This is a genomic window from Bartonella sp. W8167 (genome assembly GCF_016100335.1).
In the GTDB taxonomy this organism is placed as follows: domain Bacteria; phylum Pseudomonadota; class Alphaproteobacteria; order Rhizobiales; family Rhizobiaceae; genus Bartonella; species Bartonella apis.
On the sequence record NZ_JACFSQ010000005.1, the window covers coordinates 1 to 20,889 of the forward strand.

The window sequence follows — 20,889 nt, forward strand, 5'->3', positions numbered from 1 at the left end:
ATAAAAGTGGCGTACTATCGTTCAGATAACCGCCATTCCTGACCGCAAGCAAATTTTTCGGGTCATTATTGTTTACAACAAAATAAGTCGGTGCTGCCGGCGGCGTTCTATCCGGTTCGTCATGGTCATCACCACCACCTGAAACTGCCGCTGCAATGCCGCCCGCTCCGGCAGCTGCACCCAGAATTCCTAACAATACATTCTGAGAAAAACCGCTTTTGTCTTTTATCTCTTCATAATAAACATTGGTGTCAAGAATGCCGTCGCCATTATCTGTAAGCGCCTGACTGAAGTCGGTCAGCCATGTCGTGCCATCATCAATGAAAATCAGATTGCAAATCGGATGTCCCGCACTGAAAAAATTGTTGATCCGGACAGTCTTCCCGTCTGCAAAATCAATAACCAGATCATTACCGGAACGGGTATAATTGGTGATGCTTTCCTTGTCCGCGGTGAGAACAAAATTATGCGGCTTGCCGCCGCTATCAACAGACCCGCTCCCCTCGGTCAACTTGACGACTGGATGCTGCTTGATGATATCCGACTTTGTCATATTCTGTTTCCTACACCACTAAATTGATATGCTGTGGCATTGATGCGCCACGCTTTCAGCACCCAATATTTCGTGATTTACCCCGCAGAAAACACTTGAAGGAACCTGCCGCCGAAAAGACAAATCCCGTATGTCGCCTACCAAGTTTCCAATAGGCTTTTATACTGTCAGCAGAATTTTATAATATACAACTTATAAATGTGTTTTCAAGATTACAATTATCGGTTGTTTAGCCATATTTGGAAATCCAATTTCTCTAATTTAAAAAATAAGAGAAAATTTTTATAAAATTTTATAAAATTACGTTATTAAAAATGCTTATATTTATTATTATTAGTTTTATTTTCTTATTTCTATACTTTATTAGACATTTATCAATTAGATTCCGTTTTTTTAAATAAATATAAGTATCATCTATTTAATATATTTATTTTTTATTTATATATTAGCATTTATAAACATATCAATATAGTAATATTAAATTATCTATTTGAATTACAAATAATGTTTAAATTAAAATTTACTTTAAATAATTTCTTAGTGTGCTAATAAAATTCGTTATTTTTATTCACCGAATATTCCAAAAATAGCTTTTTTAAAAAGAAAAGGCCGTGAAATATTCACGGCCTCTATTAAAAACTATTCAAAAACACACATATTCCGATTTCTTAACGATAAACCATACCGCCATCGGTCAAGATAGCCTGACCTGTAATATAGTCGGAAGCAGGACTTGCGAGGAATGAAACGAGGTTTGCCACATCGTCCGGTGTTTCTGCGCGACCAAGCGCAATACCGCCAACAAATTTCTTATAGGTTTCTCCAAGCGGCGCACCCGTCGTTTCATGGAAACGTTTGTCAATTTCAACCCACATATCTGTGCCGACAACACCCGGGCAATAAGCGTTAACTGTGATGCCATGGGAAGCATATTCCTTTGCAGCCGCCTGCGTCAAAGCACGCACAGCAAATTTCGTTGCCGAATAGATGCCCAGCATTGCATAGCCTTCATGGCCGGCGATAGAAGAAGCACTGATGATTTTACCTTTTTGTTTACGGGCAATGAATTTTTTAGCTGCCGCCTGAATGCCCCACAACGCTCCCTGAACATTGACCTTGAAAATTTTCTCGACTTCTTCAGGCGTTACATCGGCCAAAGCATTGACCTGTGCAATACCGGCATTATTGACCATAACGTCAAAACCACCGAGGTCTTTTTCGGCTTGCTCGATCGCTCCATAAACCTCTTCACGCACGGAAATATCGCCAGTGATTGTGGTGGCCTTTTGTCCCAAAGCTTCGATTTCTTTTTTGACAGCCGCAATCTTGTCTTTCTTGACATCAACAAGACCGATATTGAAACCGTCTTTTGCCAGATGCAAAGCAATTGCCCGACCAATCCCCTGTCCGGAACCTGTGACTACAGCTACTTTATTCGTCATGAAAATTCTCCCTTTCATTCGAGATTTCTTTTTCAGTTAGTGTTTAGAAGGAAACAAAACAAGATGAAAAAATGACGCAGTAAAAAAATAGTATATTTTTATTTAAAACAATTATAATAACAATTTTACATTATTTACAAAAGAAATACCTTCTGTAAATTCAAAACAATATTTCAATATCTATCCGTTGCAACGGAAACGGAAATCTTTTATCATAATAGCAGACCAAAGCTTGGCAGAAAAGCGTTTTATTTTCCCGAACGTTTATTTTTCAACTTGTCCGCAATAATATAGAACATTTCAAAATCTGTGTTCTAAAGGCTAATCATTTTCACAAGCCCAAAGGGAATGATAGATTATCCGCCACCCGTTTGTGATCGCAACCGCATCCTCGTGCACAATGTCCCGTTTGCAACTCACAGTTTGCCATTGTCCGTTCATCATTCATTGTGGCACTCCAACTTTTATCGCTACCGGTTAAAACATATGTGTTATGGCAAAACCGAAACGATAATGATCGTTGTTATTCTATCAAAATGGCTGATAAATCCATGGAAAGCAACAGTGCATTTATTCTGTTTTGAACAGCTTAAAAAAAAGGCCAACCATTTGATATATTTTTACGAGCGTGATTTTGAAAACCATCTTATCATCATGATGAACCGGCACTCTGCTTCAAAAAATTTATTCGAATAAAGAGGTAGAAAGCGTGAAAAACACATTCGTCATTTTCCGGCCGATCATCCTGAAAAAGCGTTCGGGTTTTATAAATGATGCAAGAAATATTGCCCGTTTCCTCTGCCCGTTGTTCAAACATCATCATTTCTTGGATAACAAAGTCGCAACGAAAAAATTAAAAAGGGCGGCCACGTAAGACCAGAAACATGCTGCAAGAATAACATACCATAAAAATCGGATTGGCGATTTATTAACGGAATATGGTGGCAATTCAAAACTTCTTGTTGCCACCACTTTTTATCTTCGACAAATTTTACTGTCCCGTCATTTTTAATTTCTATTAGAATATCTATTCCGGGGCATAAACATCAGGTCATGCGGCTATTAAATCTTGGCGAGCCAACCTCAATGGCTGATCGGAATGCTGTAAAGCTCCGCTAAAGCCGCCAATATCGGGGCAGATCCGGCAACAAGCTGGCGGCCGTTATATTCACCTGTCTTATGGCTGGTTGTGCGACCTTTTCCCAGAACCAGAAGTGGTAGGGACTGGTTATCTTCACCGGCAATGGCAATAACTTCTTCACGCGGGCGCGGAAAATCTGCATAACGCACATCAAGCTCGTGAAGCTTATTTTTATAAGAGGAAAGCGCGCCTTCTATCGGTAGGCAATGCGGGCAATAAAAAAGTTTGTCGGGCTGTTTTGCGTCTTTGAACGCTTTTGGCAATAGAAAAAGAATGTCTTTTGACATGATGACCTCACATAAAATTTTGGGTGAGAGAGTTATACGACTTTGTTTGACCTCTTCATGATTATCGGAATTTAAATAATCAATAAAAGCGGGAAATGTTTTTCAACATTATCAGAATCTATAGAATAGTTAGGCTACCAAAATCAAAAATCTCCGCCGATTATAAATGTCGACACGATGTCCGAAAGAAAAAGGACTTCGAACACAGTTTAACCGGCAGGAGATTATATAATGGTCTATGATTTAAGCCTTTTGGATAAATGCCCGCTTGATGTCAACCGCAATGCCGGTCAAGCTTTAAGAAACGCTGTTGAAACAGCTCGTGCTGCAGAAGCCGCAGGCTTTCGCCGCTTCTGGGTTGCCGAACATCATCATTCCAAAGAATTCGCGTCAAGCGCACCGGAAATACTTGTTGCCTATCTCTTGGCAGCGACACGGAAAATCCGTATCGGTTCGGGGGGCGTCATGCTACAGCATTATAGCCCCTACAAAATAGCGGAAGTTTTCAATGTGCTTTCAGCGATCGAACCGGGGCGCGTCGATATCGGCATAGGCAAAACACCGGGGGGCTTGCCACACACAACCGCAGCTTTGCAAGCCGAATTTTCCGATGACAAACGCATCGGTTTCGAAGAGAAGTTGGAACTTCTGGATAGACTCCTTGGCGGGGAAGAAATAAAGGAAGGCCGCTTCAAAGGGTTGGCCGCAACACCCAAGCCGGAAGTCCGTGCAAGCACATTTCTGCTTGGAGCAAGTGCAGAAAGTGCAAAATTGGCTGCACGTCTCGGCTGGCAATTCAGCTATGCCGGACATTTGAATGGCAACGAAGAAAAGTTGAAAAATACTGTTTCCACTTTTCGTCGTGCGACGTCGGGGGGCGTGCCCCAATTGGCACTTGCAGCTGTTATCGACCAGTCCGACAAGCGCGCGAAAGAGCGTGCCAATGCCATTTCCATTTATAAAATCCATTTTTCCGATGGCAAAGTGTTCTCCCTCACCACTTTGGAAGCGGCAGAAGATTTCGGGCGTTTGTCCGGCCGTTCCGATTACACGATCGAAGAACACCATACACAAATTATCGCCGGCACAGCAGCTACAGTAAACAAAGAGCTTCAAGCCCTTCATCATCAATTCGGTATCGGAGAATTCATGTTGGAGTTGCCCGCAAGCAGTGTTGAAGAACGAATTGATGCAATAGGCGCACTTGCTTTCGAGCAAGAAAAAATTGCAGCCTGAACCCTATCGAGGAGATATAAGATGACGCATAATAAAATCAATTTCGGCATCATGCTTCATGGTGCAGGCGGCCATATGAATTCATGGCGCCATCCTTCTGTTCCGGCAGATGCAAGTGTCAATATTGCTTACAATGTCAATCTTGCAAAACGCGCCGAAGCCGAAGGACTAGCCTTCGTTTTTGTTGCTGACGGGCTTTATATCAATGAAAAATCGATCCCGCATTTTTTGAACCGTTTCGAACCGCTCACTCTGCTGTCGTTTCTTGCCGCACATACATCAAAAATCGGTCTTGGTGGCACTGTTTCAACCTCTTACAGCGACCCGTTCACGGTTGCTCGCCAATTTGCTTCCCTTGACCTTTTAAGTGGCGGGCGGGCTGCATGGAACATTGTAACAACTCCGCTTGAAGGGACCGCCAAAAACTATGGCCGCCCTCACCCCGATCATACATTGCGTTATGAAATTGCCAGTGAATATATTGATGTTGTCAAAGGGTTATGGTCTTCATGGGAAGAAGATGCATTTGTTCGCAACCGTGAAACCGGCCAGTTTTTCGACCCGAAAAAAATGCACCGCGTCAATCACCACGGCAAGTTTTTTTCGGTTGAAGGACCGCTCAATATCCAACGTTCTCCACAAGGTGAACCGGTCATTTTCCAGGCCGGCGCTTCCGAATCCGGCATCCATTTTGCCTCCAGATATGCCGAGGCAGTCTTTACCCACATTCAGGATATTGAAGGGGCAAAAAACTATGCCAAACTTGTCAAAGATGGCGCGGTTGCACATGGCCGCTCACTCAATGATGTGAAAATTTTCCCCGGCATCAACCCGATTGTCGGCCGCACCAAAGAAGAGGCAGAAGAAAAGTTCCGTGCGATACGCAATCTCGTCAACATTGAAGATGCGCTTGCCTATCTTGGCCGTTATTTCGACCATCATGATTTCACTCAATATGACCTTGACAAACCTTTCCCCGAACTTGGTGACATAGGTAAAAACAGCTTCCGTTCAACGAGCGATCGCATCAAGCAAGAGGCAAAAGAAAAAGGCCTGACTTTACGCGAAGTGGCGCTTAATGAAACCACCCAGCACGGTGATTTTATCGGCAGTTATGACGAGGTCACCAACCGCATCATCGAATGGTTCGATAAAGGCGCGGCCGACGGGTTCATTCTGACCATGCAAGTAAGCGGCCAAGGCTTTGACGACTTTTCTGGCGAAATTCTGCCTCGTCTTGAAGAACGCGGCTATTTCGATCGCAAGCTCCATCACAACACATTGCGCGAAAATCTCGGCCTTGCCATTCCCTCGAACCGTTATGCCGAAAAACAGCAAATTGTTGCGGCTTGAAGCCGGAAGGATAAGAAAATGGGTAAAGTGATTGTTTTTTCCGGCAGTTTCAACCGGCCATCAAAAACCACCGCTCTTGTCAATTATATTGGCAAAGAAGTTGCTAAAAAATTCGGCACAGAGGTTGTAACATACGACCTTCTTGATGTCGGAAACACGCTCGGTCTTGCCCAACGCGCCGATAAGCTTGAGCCGAAAGGCCAGCAAATTATCGAAGAACTAACATTGGCAGACGCACTTGTTATCGGCAGTCCCGTCTATAAAGGCAGTTATCCGGGATTGTTCAAACATTTCATCGATCTTATCGAGCCTGAAAGACTTTATGGAAAACCTGTACTGCTTTCTGCAACCGGTGGCGGCGACCGTCATGCGTTGATGGTTGAACATCAATTGCGTCCGCTTTTCGGTTTCTTCATGGCTCATAGTCTGCCGACAGCAATTTATGCCGCAGCACGTGATTTCGGGCCGGATAATGAAATCCGCTCGCAGGATCTTATTGCCCGTATTGAAAAAGCCGTCAACCAATTCACGCCCTTCATCAAAAAACAACCAGCCGATAGTGCTAATCAAAAAACAACCATTCAACTGGCAAGGGAAAATAACGATGTTCTTCCCCTTGCGGCCAATTCTTGAGGGGGAAAAGAAAATGAAACAATTTATCTTTACCAGCCTTAAGGATCCGCGAGCAGCGCGGCTGCGCGCAGCCCTGATAGAAGAATATGACAGCCGTTACGGCAATTTTTATGATGAAGAAGGTGCAAAAGCCGAGCTTGATCGCTATCCGGCCGAAGATTTTTCTCCGCCAAGGGGAAATTTCCTTCTCTTGATTGACGGAGAAGAGACAATCGGTGGCGGTGCTTTCAAATTTTACGATGAAACGACTGCCGAACTCAAGCGTATCTGGATTGATAACGGTTATCGCCGCCAAGGGCTTGCCGCGCTCATTCTCGAACAACTTGAATTGCAAGCGCGCCGACAAGGCTATCGCCGGCTTTATCTCACCACGGGTTTCCGCCAGCCCGAAGCTGTCAATCTTTATTTGAAAAACGGCTATACCAATCTGTTCGATTTGAATGGCGATTGGGAAGCCTACCGGCATTTGCCGTTTGAAAAAGACATTAGCGATAAACACCCCGAAAACAACAACGAACGCGATAACCGGCTTCGTTCATTTTCGCCTGTCAAAGCGCAAAGCGCATTGTCGCCAAAGAGCCTTTGAAAAGGAGCAACCATGTCATCAACAACAGATATTCACACCCCCGATCTATCTGCCAATTTCAACTTTGAAGAAAAGCAATATTCGGATTGCAAGGTTGTTCCCGCACGTTATCCGTTGCGAATGCTTGGTACGGTGTTTTCTGTTCTCGTTATCGGGGCCATTCTATATTCGGTTTTCACGAATGAAAAATGGGGCTGGTCTGTTTTCGCGACATGGTTTTTATCCGAACCGGTTCTTGCCGGCCTTGGGCGGACAATTTTACTCACAATCCTTGCAACGATTGCCGGTTCGTTACTCGGGACATGTCTGGCATTGGCCCGTGTTTCAAAATCGCCACTGCTTTCCGGCCTATCATGGAGCTATATCTGGTTGTTGCGTTCTATACCGCTCATCGTGCTTTTGCTTATTCTCAACAATCTGGGTTATCTTTACGAAAGCGTCCGCCTTACCAATCCGTTGAATGGTGAAGTACTCGTCAATTACCCGATGGTGTCACTATTGACGCCTTTTCTTGCCGCTTTCATCGGATTGACGCTTAACCAGTCGGCATTTTTTGCCGAAATCGTTCGCGGCGGAATTCTGTCGGTCGATAACGGACAGCACGAAGCCGCCGCTTCCCTCGGCTTATCAAAAAAACGCCAAGTCTTGCGCATTGTATTGCCGCAAGCCATGCGCACGATTTTGCCGACCGGCTTCAACGAAATTATCGGTTTGGCCAAAGGAACCTCTATGGTGTACGTCTTGGCGCTGCCGGAGCTTTTTTATACCGTTCAGGTTATCTATCGGCGCAATCTCGAAGTGATACCTCTTTTGATGGTTGCAACCGTCTGGTACCTTGTCATTATGACCGTGCTTTCAATTGTTCAATATTATATTGAAAGCATTTACGCCAAAGGTGCCGTGCGCAATCCGTCAGAACTTGCTTTTTCACGGATTGAACGTGGCCTCGGTAACCTTGCCCGTCATTTTCCGTTTTTCAAAACCCCGTCGGCAGCGAAAGACAAATTGACGTCAAGCGATCAAATTGAAGGCTTGGCAGAGGGCGAAGTTCCCTCGCTTGACGAGTGCCAGCATCCTGCTTTCGGCAATCTTTATTCGGGTGAAGGTGCAGAAGTCAATGTTCACAATGTGTCGAAATATTTCGGCTCCAACAAGGTGTTGGACAATGTCAGTCTTAGAGTGCCGGCAGGGAGTGTAACCGTTATTCTTGGGCCCTCAGGCTCGGGCAAATCCACACTGCTTAGAACAATCAATCACCTTGAGCGTGTTGATAGCGGTTTTATCGATGTTGATGGCGAATTGATCGGCTATCGCAGAGAACAAAATACGCTTTATGAACTGAAAGAAAAAGATATTCTGAAACAGCGCGCAGAGATCGCCATGGTGTTCCAGAATTTCAATCTGTTTCCGCATTTGACTGTTCTTGAAAACATTATCGAAGCGCCGACACAAGTCAAACACACTCCCTATAAAATCGCTGTTCAGGAAGCGCTCGATCTTCTGGAACGGGTAGGCTTGAAAGACAAAGCCGGTGTCTATCCCCGGCAGCTTTCAGGTGGGCAACAGCAACGTGTCGCCATTGCCCGTGCATTGGCACTTCGCCCTAAAGTTCTGCTTTTTGATGAACCGACATCTGCGCTTGATCCCGAGCTTGTCGGAGAGGTTCTCGATGTTATCAAAGAATTGGCTCGCTCCGGTTCGACGCTCATTGTTGTCACTCATGAAATCGGCTTTGCCCGTGATGTCGCAGATACAATTGTTTTCATGGAACATGGAAAAATAAACGAAATCGGAACACCCGACGAGGTCTTCAACCACACAAAACAGGCAAGAACAAAAGCCTTTTTGAACAAGGTTTTGAAATAATACGACAATTTGCAAAATCGGCAATTTGCCAAATATCATGAGGTTTTTTATGAGTTTATTCGGTCATAATTTCGGCGTCAGAGCCATTCTTATTGCGGCCAGTTTGACATTTTCGCAAGCGTCTTGGTCTGAAACTGTGCCACTTGATCTATCCGTGGAACAGCCCGGTCGCCCGCATACGACTTTTAGTCAGGAACGCGCCAACGAAGTTGCCAATGTGCCTTTCGTGAAAAAGGATACATTGACAATCGCATTCAGCACGAACAGCAGCCTTCCCTTGCACGACTATGCAAGCGACGCAAAAACATGGATAGGATCGGATGCCGATATTATTTCAGCCATCGCTGAGCGTATGGGCAAAAAACTCGAAATCATCAATATCAATTGGGCCGATTGGCCTTTGGGTCTATCAAGCGGCAAATATGATGGTGTTATTGCCAATCTGACAGTGACCGAAGAGCGCAAAGAAAAATTCGATTTTGCTACCTACCGCCACGACGTCATCGGCATCTATGTCAAGAAATCGAGCCCCATAAAAGAAGTCAAGGAAGCAAAAGATATTGCCGGTTTGCGGGTAATTACCGATGCCGGTACAAATCAGGAAAAACTGCTTTTGCAATGGAACGACCAAAATGTGAAAGCCGGCTTAAAACCGGTTGAAGTACAATATTACGACGACCGTGCCCTACAAACACTGGCTTTGGATAGCGACCGCGCCGATGCCATTTTCAGTGTCAACGCCATGCAATCACTCGTAGCGGCCACAACCGGTAAAACAAGGCTCGTCGGCACTATCAACGGTGGCTGGCCATTAACCGCCGATATTGCCGTCGGTTTGCCTAAAAACAGCGCGCTTACCAAACCGGTTGCAGATTGCATCAACGACCTTATCGCCGATGGTACCTATGAAAAAATCCTGAAACGTTGGAACCTCTGGGAAGAAGGCATTTCGCAATCGCAAATCAATCCCCCCGGTTTGCCGAAACCGGAAGCGAAATAAAAGTAAGGCAAAATGAAAGTCCGGCCAAAGAAAGTTCGGCGCAAGTCGAACTCTGGTCAAAAGAGATAGAGTTTTCATCCTAACCGTAAGGCCTCCCATGAAGAAGACCAAAATTTTCGTTTCGTTATTTTTCATCGTCTTCCTCGCCGAAACGATGCTTAACGCTTCAGCGCTTGACCAGAAGCCTTTTTTTGACACTTCTGCCGAACAGAAGGGACGCATTCACGTAGACAAAAATGACGATGCAATCAAGGCTATTCCGCAAGATTTTCATTTCGTCAATCAAGACAAACTGACCGTTGCTGTTGCCCCGAGTGACCCGCCATTATCGTTTTACGCAAGTGACGCAAAAACGCCCATCGGTTCGGAAGCGGACTTTGCCTCGGCGATAGCTGAAAGTTTGGGAAAACGGCTCGAGCTTGTTCCCATCCCGTGGATTGATTGGTCACTTGGCCTGTCATCGGGGAAATATGACGCCGTTCTTGCCAATATCGGTGTCACCGAAGCGCGCAAGAAAAAGTTCGATTTCTCGACTTACCGGCAAGGCATTCACGGTTTTTATGTAAAAAGCGATAGTCCGATTAAAAAAATTGAAAAGCCTGAAGATCTCGCCGGATATCGGGTTGTCGTCGGTGGCGGCACCAATCAGGAACGTATCATGTTACACTGGAATGATATTGTTACTCATGAAAAGCTGAAGCCAATTACACTTCAGGACTATGATGATAGTGCTGCAAGACTTCTTGCTCTCCAGTCAGGGCGGGCAGATGTGATTGTCGGCCCGCATGCGCAATTGGTCTATTTTGCATTGCGCGACCATAATTTGCGCAAAGTCGGAACCCTTATTGCCGGTTGGCCAAATCGGTCGGATGTTTCGGTTGTGACCGGAAAATCAAGTGGCCTTGCAGAACCGGTAACTATTGCCATCAACGGACTTATAAAGTCGGGCGCTTACGGAAAAATCCTCGCCAGATGGCATCTGGAAGATGAGGCACTCAACGTTTCAATAACCAATCCCGAAGGCATGGCTGACGAATAGTGGAGAATTATCCCCATGAAAATCCATCACAATATCACCGATCTTATTGGCAAGACCCCGCTTGTCGAGCTTCATCATTACGGTAAAAAACATCATTTGAAATCGCGTATTATTGCCAAACTGGAATATCTCAATCCGGCAGGCAGTATAAAAGACCGTGCCGCTTTGAATATGATTAATGAAGCAGAAAAATCCGGCAAGCTGAAAAAGGGCGATACCATTGTCGACGTTACAAGCGGCAATACAGGCATTGCGCTTGCCGCTGTGGCGGCAGCCAAAGGCTATGCAACCAAATTCTATGTAAGCGATAATATCAGTGCCGACAAAATAAAACTTCTCAAGCTTTATGGTGCAGAAGTGATTGCGGTTGAAAATGCTTTTTTTATGGATCCGGAAGCATTGGAAAAAATGGCTGCCCGCATCGTTTCGGAAAATCCGGACGCCTTTTTTATCGACCAATTGTCCAATCCCGATAATCCGAAGGTTCATATTGTCTCGACCGGCCCTGAAATCTGGGAAGATACAGACGGCCAAGTGGATATTCTGGTCTGTGCCATGGGTACAGGCGGAACAGTGTCTGGAACCGGAAAATATTTGAAATCGAAAAATCCAAAAATCAAAGTTGTTATTGCAGAACCGGCAGAAACCTCGCTTCCAAGTGAAGAAAATCCCTATCCGGATGAAATTGACGGAGTGCACAAGGTAAGTGAAGTGCCGCCAGAGTCTCTGCCAAAGAACTATGCGGCAGAAGTGGTTGATGAAATTTTTTCACTCGACACTGCGGATGCTCGGGATGTTCAACGTGATCTCTTAACAACCGAGGGAATATTCCCCGGTGTTTCAGCCGCTGCCATTTTATGGACAGCCACCCGCCTTGCCGAACGGGAAGAAAATGAGGGCAAAATGATTGTTGCAATTTTTCCAGATAGTGGCGAACGTTATTTGAGCGCTGCAACAAGGAATTAAAACAATTGCATAGTTGCGGACAGATGAGCTTCTGCCCGCAATTTTTTTAAGAACATTTTAGCGACCTCAACTTTTCTTCCCCGCCCCATTTTATTTGTTCACCACATTTTTCTAAAGTCGAAAACATATGGTCCTAAGTCGGAAAAAGGGGTTGGATTGCCGGTTTTTATGAATGTCGCTGGTATGAATGACGCTGAACAGCTTCCTCCCTTCTTCAACTCAACGAAGATCGGCCTTTTCAAGGTATTATTGCCATGTGTTTAAATTTTTTTGTAAAATTTCGGGGGTAATTTTTCCATAAAATTGACGGGTGTTTTTAAGTACTCATCATCGGAGCGCACATGCAAGCTTGCCGAAGTTGAATATTAAAAGTTTAAAAACATAAGCTGAAATGCGTCACCGCTATTTTGTTTTGCACTTCTTGGCTTTAGTAGCTCATGTCTCCATACCCCCTTTAAAAGAGTAAAAAACAAACTACCACTTTAAGGAAAATTCGTTTTCCTTTACGACTTTAAGGTGTCTATAGTAATACACAAAAAAACAAAAAGGAGACCTTGCAGTGCGATTCTTTGCCGACGGACCATCTATTCCCGATGAATTATTGTGGGAGAGAGATGAAGGCAAAGTGGTCTTTTTCTGTGGTGCAGGCGTATCAAGGGCATATGCAAACTTGCCCGATTTTTTTGGCCTTGCAAATGTTGTAGCCAAACATCTTGGAATTGGTAAGGATAGCGATGCTTATAGGCTTATACACTCGGCGCATGAAATAGAAAAAAATGCAGGCATTAGCGGCTTGATCTCGGCTGATCGTATTTTTGGCCTGTTAGAAAGAGATTTTCGTGCTGGAGATATTGAAGAGGCTGTTGCATCAGCACTGGATCCCGAAAAACAATATTCTCCCAAAAAGCCTAATTACTTGGAAGCGCATCAAATTTTATTGGATCTCGCAACCGGTGTAGATGGGAAAGTCAGGTTGGTTACGACGAATTTTGACCGCCTGTTTGAACAATGCCGGAAAGGGCTCAAAATCTGGCAGCCGCCGAAATTGCCTGATCCTTCACGCGTCGACGAGATGGATGGAGTTGTTTATCTCCACGGCCTCGCAACAAAAGATTATAAAGGTGCAGAAGGCGACGGATTTATTCTTTCCACATCCCAGTTCGGGAAAGCTTATCTTGCCGAAGGTTGGGCAACGCAGTTCATTCGCCAAATTCTCGACAATTACACAATCGTTTTTGTCGGCTACAGTGCCGACGACCCGCCGGTGCAATATTTGCTTGAAGCTTTATTCAAAATGAAAGGAACGCATAATAAAATCTATGCTTTCCAGTCGGATGATGGAGAAGATGTCATCAATCGCTGGAAATTCAAAGGTGTTATGCCAATTTGTTTTCCTGCGGGGAGTTACGATATTTTATGGAAAACGCTTGAAGCCTGGGCACAAAGAGCGCGCAATCCCGACAAGTGGTATGAACAGGTCATAAAAAAATTTGCGCGCAACCCTCGCGCACTTCAACCTTTTGAACGAGGGCAGATTGCACATATTGTTTCATCAAGTGAGGGAGCAAAAAAATTTGCACATGCAAAACCGGTTCCTTCGGCAGAATGGCTTTATGTTTTTGATAAGTTTTGTCGTTATGCAATACCCGATCAATCTCATTCATCCTTCTCGAAAGGGGATTTAGTTGATCTATTTTCTCTATACTGCCTTGATTCAGATAGACTACCTCAGGATTCCGATCTCGATTATAAAGATCAGATGACGCCTGCATTCCTTTCGAAAGAATGGGGTGCTTTTGATATTAATCAGCGCGATTATGCGGAGATAGACGCTGGAAATATCATTACATTAGACAACAATGCTTCGCAGCTTGTTAATCGTTTTGAGCAACTTACGTTTTGGCTTATGGAAGTCCTTGATCAACCTGCTGCTTTATGTTGGGCTGCAATTAGATTTTCGCTAAGCCACATCGTTATAGACATAATTTCGCGCGAATTGCTGTATCATTCGCGACCAATTCATCCCCTTATTCGTAAGCGATGGCAATTATTGATAGAAAAGTGGAAAAATAGAATTTATTTTACCGATGATTTATGTTTTTTACCGACGAAAAACAACGATTGGAATGCGACAGTTGTTGAACAATTCGAAAAATTGACACGTCCTTATCTTTCCGTAAAATCTTCCATATATCTGCAACCAATTCCACAAAAACTCGAGATTAACAGAAAAAATATAAACCAATTCGCACCGGTTGATATTAAATATCCGCAATTTGATCAGCCACTTGATATTCCCGGTAAGTGGTGTTCTGCGGCAGTAAAAGCACTCCGGAGAAATTTGGAAATTGCAATCTCGTGCGAGAAAGAAATAGACATTTACGGTGGCATCGTTCTTCAACCAATCATTTGCGTCAACGGATCTGATAATGATATTGAAAGAACACATCATCTTTCCGGCATGATCATATATTTTGCGAAACTTTTTGATCAACTATGTAAAATTGATCCTTCGGCTGCAAAATTTGAATTCTTATCCTGGCCGCGAAATGACGATATTGTCTTTGCTCATTTAAGGATATGGGCAGCCGGAAAGGAAGAAATCGTTGCCGACAATGAATTCGGGCAGTTTATCTTATCCCTTTCAGATGAAACAATTAGTAATTGCCAACATGAAGAAGACTTGTTGACAATTTTGACAAAACGCTGGGTAAAACAGGATAGTTCCACCCGCTCGATGATTGAAAAGAGGTTACTTGAAAATACACCTCATTTTACTGGAAAAGATCAACTCATCCGAAGAAAATGGCGGGCGTGGTTAAGCTTAAATCGTTTGCAACGCTTAATAGATGAGGGATGTGAATTATCAACCGCAACACAAAAAAAAGCTCAAAAACTTCGTTCTGTTGCGCCTGATTGGACTGAAGAACAAGCTCGTAATGCGACTCGGCGCATAACTAGCGGATTTGTCGCCACCAATACGGATTATACTGCTTTGTTAAATATTCCACTTTCAGAGCTATTGCCTGAAGCAGATAGAATTCAACAAAATTGGGATGATATCCACGCTATTTATAGGCCGTTCGAGGGATTGGTAGTAGATAAGCCGGTACGTGCTTTTTCCGCATTGCGCCTTGAAGCCAAAAAAGGTATTTTTCGAGAATGGGCATGGCAAACATTTTTTTATTCAAAAGCTCGCAGAGAGGATCGAAACCGCTTCAATCTTTTAATTACCAATTGTCTTCTTAATTATCCGGATGAGCAGATTGGAACAATTATCACACCTGTTGTTGATTGGCTCTCCAATAGTACAAAAACACATGATCAGACATATATTCCCGTTTTCTTTCGTCTTGCAAACAGACTCGTAGGAATATTGCAAACACAGCCTGTTAAAGGCCAATCGAATATCAATCAAAGTATTGACAAGATTACAGAAGCAATCAATGCGCCTGCAGGAATGATGACGTTAGCACTTTTGAACGAAGCTTTTATACAAGACGTTGATGATAAATATTTTTATAAAAAATGGTTTGCATTGATCGAATCTCTATTGAAGCTGCCAGATATTTCCCGCCAATATGTTCTGGTTATGTTGTTCAGGGAAATTAATTGGTTTTTTAAGATCAATAAAGATTGGACCCAAAAAAATTTGCTACCAATTTTCCACAGCAGCAAATCTATCGACCGCGACGCTGCATGGGCAGGCTTTTTAAGAGCTCGTGTGCTTCCATGTTCAGAAATATTTAAAACTATGAAAGACACTCTGTTCAAAATTCTTAAAAACCGTCCATCTTTTTATTTAAAAAATATTGATAATTTTGCCGAACTTATTCTGGCATTATGGACCGAGACGGATAATGCCACGGGCGCGAAACGTGTTACAGATGAAGAATTACATGAATTACTATTAAAATCCGATGATAAATTCCGAAAAGTAATTTTAGATCATCTTAAGTTAAAAATTATAAATAAAAACAATCCCCCCGATCAATGGAAACCACGCTTACCTGAACTTTTTGCAATCTGGCCAAAGCAGATGAAAGCCTGGTCACCTGAAGTGTCAGGCGGTTTTTTCAACTTACTTATTTGGAGTGGTGAGCAATTTCCTGTTCTACTAAAATATGTCATTAATCATTTAAGCAAAATAGATATCTCTAACTCAGTTGATTTTTATACGCCAGCCATAATGGATTCCAACAACAAAATTATTCAAGACTACCCAAAAGAATTGTTGGAATTACTATTTACAGTGTTGCCGAATGATACTCGTCAACGACCTTATAGAATAGATAAAATTCTGAAAAATATAGTCGATGCCGATAGCAGCCTTAAAAGGAATGCTCGTTACATAGAATTAAAACGACGTTATTCCATCTAACCTTTGCAAGCCATGAGTGATCAGAGGAATGTTTTTAAAGCTTCGGTTTGTTGAAAACAAAGCTTAATCCAGCACAATTTCTCGTCTTGCCGTTTATTTCGCTGGGCTTGATTGTACAAGTCGAAGAAAAGCGAATAACTACCGCTTCGCTCTGGTCAGAGATCAGAACGATTGATCAAACGGCAGAAAGTTTGAAATATGAAATGGCATTTTTAAGCCGCGCATTTTCCTGCTAGACCCGTTTTCCAGCTCAAACGCGCATTGGCTTTTTAAACTGAAACGCCTGCCCGTCAAGTTTGAAAAAACAAATGCCAAACGAATGCGCAAGTAAGCTAGTTTAAAAAGCGTGAAGCTTTTCGCGTGGTTTCACGCGCGCCTATACAATGAACTGTTTATTTGCCGTTACAAAATTGTTTGGTAATTTCCGCAACATGATGTCCGAGATATTTGGCTGTGTTCAAATCTTCTATTTTTCGTGTGACATCCGGTGACGCATTATCAGACTGCGCCATAGCGCCGAGCCAGCTTCCGATACCATTAAGATCATTGCGTGTTTTACCGGAAAGCAGACCGAGATTGACCCATATCATCGCATGTTGGGCGGCAAAAAGGCTCATTGTCATCAAACTGTTGAGCTTGTCGCCATGTTCGGCTCCCGAATTGGTAAAACCTGCTAAAATCTTGTTTCGCCATTTCTGTTCGACAAAAGCCGGACCGGTTGAATCTTCCATGATTGTTTGAAACGTGCACTCACCGTACCATTATAGGTGGGCGAGCCGAAAATAATGGCATCGACTTTTTCAAGAAGGGTCCAATCGACCGGTTTTTCATCAAGCCCGATCAAAAACGTTTCGGCATTTTGTACTTCTCTTGCTCCCTCTTCGACATAGTGTGCCAATTTTTCCGTGTGCCCGAAACCGCTATGATAAACAATCGCTGTTTTCATGTTCGACAAAACCTCTAAAAACTCGCGACTGATGGGAAAAGAAAAACGCTATCTTCCAGTCATCGAAAATCTACTTTTACCAACATTTTATCGTTCTGTTTTCATTAAATTTTTTGTTAAAGATATGATTGATATTCATGAATAGTAAAAGTAACGGCTGCATAAACGGGAAAAATCTGGAGAACGACACAAGCAAAATCGCCGGCGCAAATGGGTCTCTATGAACAATCTGTTTTCCCGCTCAGGCTGCACAAAACGAGCAATCGGAATTGATCTGTCAATCACTCTATATTTGAGGGGAACAATGAAATCTTTGAATGATCGTGACGTTTTACAAATTTTATAGATGTGAGCGGAGCAATATCAATTTTGAACAAAGATGCAAGTGGTGCTTTCAACACATCAAGCATAACCATTCGCAAAAAATTGGCGTCGGCCACAATCAATGTCGGTTCGGAATAATTCGCATGTTCAAGCCAGTCTACGGTCTTGTCATAAAGGGTTTTGAAAGAGGTTCCCCCATGTGGGGCAGAATAAGGGTCGCTCAACCATTGTTCAAGCTCGTCTTCCTCTTCATTTGCGAGTTCTTTCAAAGCTTTTCTTTGCCAATGCCCGTAATCGATAACAGGAATTGAGAAATCTATTTTGAAATCAAGCCCCAATAATTCAACCGTACGGATAGACGAGGTGAGATTGGCGCAAACGATATTCATGCTCTTTTGAATTGAAAAATTTTCGGGCAAAAGGACATCGCTATCAAGACTTTCATTTCCGGGAAAAATGCCGCGCTGTTCGGCGCGTGTCATGCCATGAGTCATCATAATAATTTCCGCCATTTCGCTTCCCGATCTTTTTATTTCATCCAAACACGATGAATTTCTAAATTGTCACAGACAGTAATCTAGTATTTTCAAACAGAATTTGACAGGGATTTTGCTTGAGACTATGGTGAGCCTCACATTCAACTTCGTGGAACCCGGTGTCAATCCGGGGCGGTCGCGCCACTGTGACTGTCTACCAATCATGGGACAGAAGCCAGAACTTCGATTTGGATGCTTTTCCCTTAAACTCAAGGACGCGTTATCCTGAAGGAGGTTTCATGTCTATTAAAACGGCGCATGCGCCGCAAACAATATTTGTTCCGGTCAAAACCATTCCGGTCAAAGCCATTTTGCCGTGGGCTATTTTTGGCGGTCTTATCTGTCTCATCGCACTTTATTTCATCACCACAGAGCAAGGTGCATTGTCGCTTTTCAGCGGCACCACCATTCATGAATTCGTTCATGATGGGCGCCATCTTCTCGGTTTTCCATGTCACTGAGGAGATAGAATAATGGGTTCACTCCTTTATCGGGGCATGCTTGTCGGCCTCGTTGCCGGTCTTATTGCGTTCGGATTTGCCCGCCTTTACGGCGAGCCTTATGTTGATCGTGCCATTGCTTTTGAAGAATCCCATGAAGCGGCAGAGGAAGCACAAAGCGGCCATTCCCATGGAGCTGAAGAAGAAGTTGTCAGCCGAAAAACACAAGCCGGTTTTGGCCTTTTAACTGCACTTGTGGTTTTTGGTGCCGGTGCCGGCGGGCTTTTTTCCTGTTTTTGCAGCTATGCCTTCGGACGTTTGGGAAAATTAGGCATCATGGCTACAAGTCTCGTCATTTCGGCTTCTGCCTTTATCTCTGTGGTACTGGTGCCGCAGTTGAAATATCCATCCAACCCGCCAGCGGTCGGCCAACCCGAAACCATTGTTTCCCGTACCGAAGACTATTTTGCGCTTATTCTGGTGTCGCTCTTTGCCATGGTTCTGGTTTATGTTGCGGCAAACCGGCTTAAAGCCAAATTCGGCGGGCTGAATGCGGCGATTATCGCCATGATCGGCTATGCCGTATTCATGGGGATCGTCTATTTCATTATGCCGGTTGTCAACGAAATTCCGGCCGACTTTTCGGCTGATGTCTTGTGGCATTTCCGCATGGCGACTTTCGGTATTCAAGCCATATTGTGGCTGATACTCGGTGTCGGTTTCGGTTATCTTGCCGAAAGACATATGAAAAAACTTTAGCGGGGGATCGCAAGGAATAGTTAAAGCGGAAATTTCACGAAAAACTTTTTGTCTTCGAATAGGAATTTCCTATCTTCGACGGGGAATTTATCCAACTTTCCGCTTCTATTCCTTGCATCACCAATTCGGTTTCTGTCATACTCTTTGTCTCTATAACAGAAGGTTTTAGCCTTTTGTTTGTTTTGGCGCGGCTTTCGACCGGTCGCGGATTTTTAAAAAACAGGACAATGAGAATTTTATGAAAATTTATATTTCAGCCGATATAGAGGGGGGTAGCCGGTGTGGTTATCCCTCAGCAATGTTCATCCGGCAATGCCGAATATGAGCGGGCGCGCCGCCTGATGACCAACGAAGTCAATGCTGCCGTTACCGGTGCATTTGAAGCCGGTGCAAAAGAAGTTGTTGTGAACGATTCCCATGGTGCAATGGTCAATCTCGTTCCCGAACTCCTCCATCCCGATGCCGAGCTTATTCAGGGAAAACCGAAACCGCAAAATATGGCTTGCGGCCTTGCCGATGGCGGTTTCGATATGGTTTTTCTTGTTGGCCACCACGCCGGTGCAAGTCTTGAAGGTGTGCTCGCCCACACCACCAACAGCCGCGCTTTCCGTGCTGTCTATCTTGGTGACAAACGATTGGGAGAACCCGGCATTTATGGCGCCTATGCGGGCGAACTTGGCATCCCTGTCGGGCTTTTAACCGGCGACAATTGCCTTGAAGAACAAAACAGGGAATTTTTCCCCAAAGCGAGATTTGCAACAGTCAAACATGCTTATGCCAATCGTGCTGCGCGTTCTCTTTCGCCCACAAAATCGTGCGAAAAAATAAAAGCAGCCGCCTTCGAAGCTGTCAAAAACAAGCATGAAATGAAGCCCTTTATGATACGCCCACCTTTTATGGTGAAATTCGTGGTTCTTTGGCCGGCACTTGCCGATCAGGCCGCACATCTACCTCCGGCCAAGCGTATTGATGCGGTAACAATCGGCTTTGACTGCAATTCGGTTCGCGATGCAATCGGTTGGATGAGCGCTGTTTCTGCACTTGCCGCTTCGGTCATATGAGAGAAGGCTTAAACTTTTTTTTAAAAATATGAAAGCGGGCTTTAGCCCGCTTTTTCTTCTTTTTGAGGCGACCGGTTTCGCATTCAATACACTATGGGATATAACCGGTTTTCAATAGTCAACCATGACTGGCTTTTCGATTATGACGCTTCAAATTTCGGCATTGATCTTGGCATACTTTACAAAAGCAGCCTTACGGTTTTTCCGGCTTAAAAATCTTCCGGAAAAGAAAGCTGACAAACCAATATTTTAATGAAATTCTGAAACCAACTTCAAAGCAGCGATGCTAAGCAATGGGAACCATTTTTCCCTTCGCTTAACAAACTTAACGAACGATCAC

At 43.9% G+C, this 20,889-nt stretch carries 18 protein-coding genes and 1 riboswitch; of the genes, 12 read left to right on the plus strand and 6 right to left on the minus strand.

Annotated elements, in window-relative coordinates; genetic code table 11:
• From H3V12_RS10685 to H3V12_RS10695, 3 genes are all read right to left on the minus strand, one after another.
• Positions 1-553: BapA prefix-like domain-containing protein (locus H3V12_RS10685; RefSeq protein WP_198214651.1), on the minus strand; the 553-nt coding region annotated here is incomplete at its 3' end.
• Positions 554-1,221: 668 nt separating this feature from the next.
• On the minus strand, positions 1,222-1,995 hold the full coding sequence (locus tag H3V12_RS10690; protein WP_246787561.1) for an acetoin reductase: 774 nt from the start codon (positions 1,993-1,995) through the stop codon (positions 1,222-1,224).
• A gap of 1,083 nt (positions 1,996-3,078) precedes the next feature.
• Positions 3,079-3,423, minus strand: coding sequence for a DUF3088 domain-containing protein (locus H3V12_RS10695; RefSeq protein WP_198214652.1), 345 nt, complete (start codon positions 3,421-3,423; stop codon positions 3,079-3,081).
• A gap of 231 nt (positions 3,424-3,654) precedes the next feature.
• Between H3V12_RS10695 and H3V12_RS10700 the strand changes: the two genes are divergently transcribed.
• The 9 genes from H3V12_RS10700 to H3V12_RS10740 all read left to right on the plus strand — a co-directional run bounded on the left by H3V12_RS10700 (position 3,655) and on the right by H3V12_RS10740 (position 16,483).
• Positions 3,655-4,659, plus strand: a complete 1,005-nt coding sequence (locus H3V12_RS10700) for an MsnO8 family LLM class oxidoreductase (RefSeq protein ID WP_198214653.1) — start codon at positions 3,655-3,657, stop codon at positions 4,657-4,659.
• 21 nt (positions 4,660-4,680) lie between these two features.
• The gene (locus tag H3V12_RS10705) at positions 4,681-6,012 is read left to right on the plus strand and encodes an LLM class flavin-dependent oxidoreductase (protein ID WP_198214654.1); all 1,332 of its coding nucleotides are present in this window, start codon (positions 4,681-4,683) and stop codon (positions 6,010-6,012) included.
• An 18-nt stretch (positions 6,013-6,030) separates the two neighbouring features.
• Entirely contained in the window at positions 6,031-6,645 is a 615-nt protein-coding gene (msuE, locus tag H3V12_RS10710; protein WP_198214655.1) for an FMN reductase, read from the plus strand.
• Between the two features lie 13 nt (positions 6,646-6,658).
• Positions 6,659-7,231, plus strand: coding sequence for a GNAT family N-acetyltransferase (locus H3V12_RS10715; protein WP_198214656.1), 573 nt, complete (start codon positions 6,659-6,661; stop codon positions 7,229-7,231).
• Between the two features lie 12 nt (positions 7,232-7,243).
• Positions 7,244-9,097 carry an amino acid ABC transporter permease/ATP-binding protein gene (locus H3V12_RS11300; protein WP_198214657.1) on the plus strand — a complete coding sequence of 618 codons (1,854 nt, stop codon included), beginning with the start codon at positions 7,244-7,246 and terminating at the stop codon, positions 9,095-9,097.
• A 49-nt stretch (positions 9,098-9,146) separates the two neighbouring features.
• Positions 9,147-10,097 (plus strand): ABC transporter substrate-binding protein, encoded by a 951-nt coding sequence (locus H3V12_RS10725; RefSeq protein WP_198214658.1) that lies wholly within the window; start codon positions 9,147-9,149, stop codon positions 10,095-10,097.
• Positions 10,098-10,251: 154 nt separating this feature from the next.
• Positions 10,252-11,136 carry an ABC transporter substrate-binding protein gene (locus tag H3V12_RS10730; RefSeq protein WP_246787565.1) on the plus strand — a complete coding sequence of 295 codons (885 nt, stop codon included), beginning with the start codon at positions 10,252-10,254 and terminating at the stop codon, positions 11,134-11,136.
• Between the two features lie 15 nt (positions 11,137-11,151).
• The gene (locus tag H3V12_RS10735; RefSeq protein ID WP_198214660.1) at positions 11,152-12,102 is read left to right on the plus strand and encodes a cysteine synthase family protein; all 951 of its coding nucleotides are present in this window, start codon (positions 11,152-11,154) and stop codon (positions 12,100-12,102) included.
• Between the two features lie 559 nt (positions 12,103-12,661).
• A complete protein-coding gene (locus tag H3V12_RS10740) occupies positions 12,662-16,483 on the plus strand; it encodes an SIR2 family protein (protein WP_198214661.1) in 3,822 nt (1,273 codons plus the stop codon).
• A 392-nt stretch (positions 16,484-16,875) separates the two neighbouring features.
• On the opposite strand, the gene H3V12_RS11235 is transcribed toward H3V12_RS10740, so the two are convergent.
• The 3 genes from H3V12_RS11235 to H3V12_RS10750 form a co-directional block, all read right to left on the minus strand.
• Positions 16,876-17,214, minus strand: a complete 339-nt coding sequence (locus H3V12_RS11235; protein ID WP_246787562.1) for a hypothetical protein — start codon at positions 17,212-17,214, stop codon at positions 16,876-16,878.
• Positions 17,157-17,429: an NAD(P)H-dependent oxidoreductase gene (locus H3V12_RS11240; protein WP_246787563.1), complete on the minus strand. Its 273-nt coding sequence runs from the start codon at positions 17,427-17,429 to the stop codon at positions 17,157-17,159. Before H3V12_RS11240 ends, H3V12_RS11235 begins: the two co-directional genes overlap by 58 nt.
• A 281-nt stretch (positions 17,430-17,710) precedes the next feature.
• Positions 17,711-18,265, minus strand: a complete 555-nt coding sequence (locus H3V12_RS10750) for a histidine phosphatase family protein (RefSeq protein WP_198214662.1) — start codon at positions 18,263-18,265, stop codon at positions 17,711-17,713.
• 135 nt (positions 18,266-18,400) lie between these two features.
• A riboswitch (cobalamin riboswitch) is annotated at positions 18,401-18,471 on the plus strand.
• 57 nt (positions 18,472-18,528) lie between these two features.
• On the opposite strand from H3V12_RS10750, the gene H3V12_RS10755 reads away from it, so the two are divergent.
• From H3V12_RS10755 to H3V12_RS10765, 3 genes are all read left to right on the plus strand, one after another.
• A complete protein-coding gene (locus H3V12_RS10755; protein ID WP_198214663.1) occupies positions 18,529-18,750 on the plus strand; it encodes a CbtB-domain containing protein in 222 nt (73 codons plus the stop codon).
• A 9-nt stretch (positions 18,751-18,759) separates the two neighbouring features.
• A complete protein-coding gene (locus H3V12_RS10760) occupies positions 18,760-19,488 on the plus strand; it encodes a CbtA family protein (RefSeq protein WP_198214696.1) in 729 nt (242 codons plus the stop codon).
• Positions 19,489-19,769: 281 nt separating this feature from the next.
• Positions 19,770-20,549 (plus strand): M55 family metallopeptidase, encoded by a 780-nt coding sequence (locus H3V12_RS10765; RefSeq protein ID WP_343211717.1) that lies wholly within the window; start codon positions 19,770-19,772, stop codon positions 20,547-20,549.
• Positions 20,550-20,889: the final 340 nt, after the last annotated feature.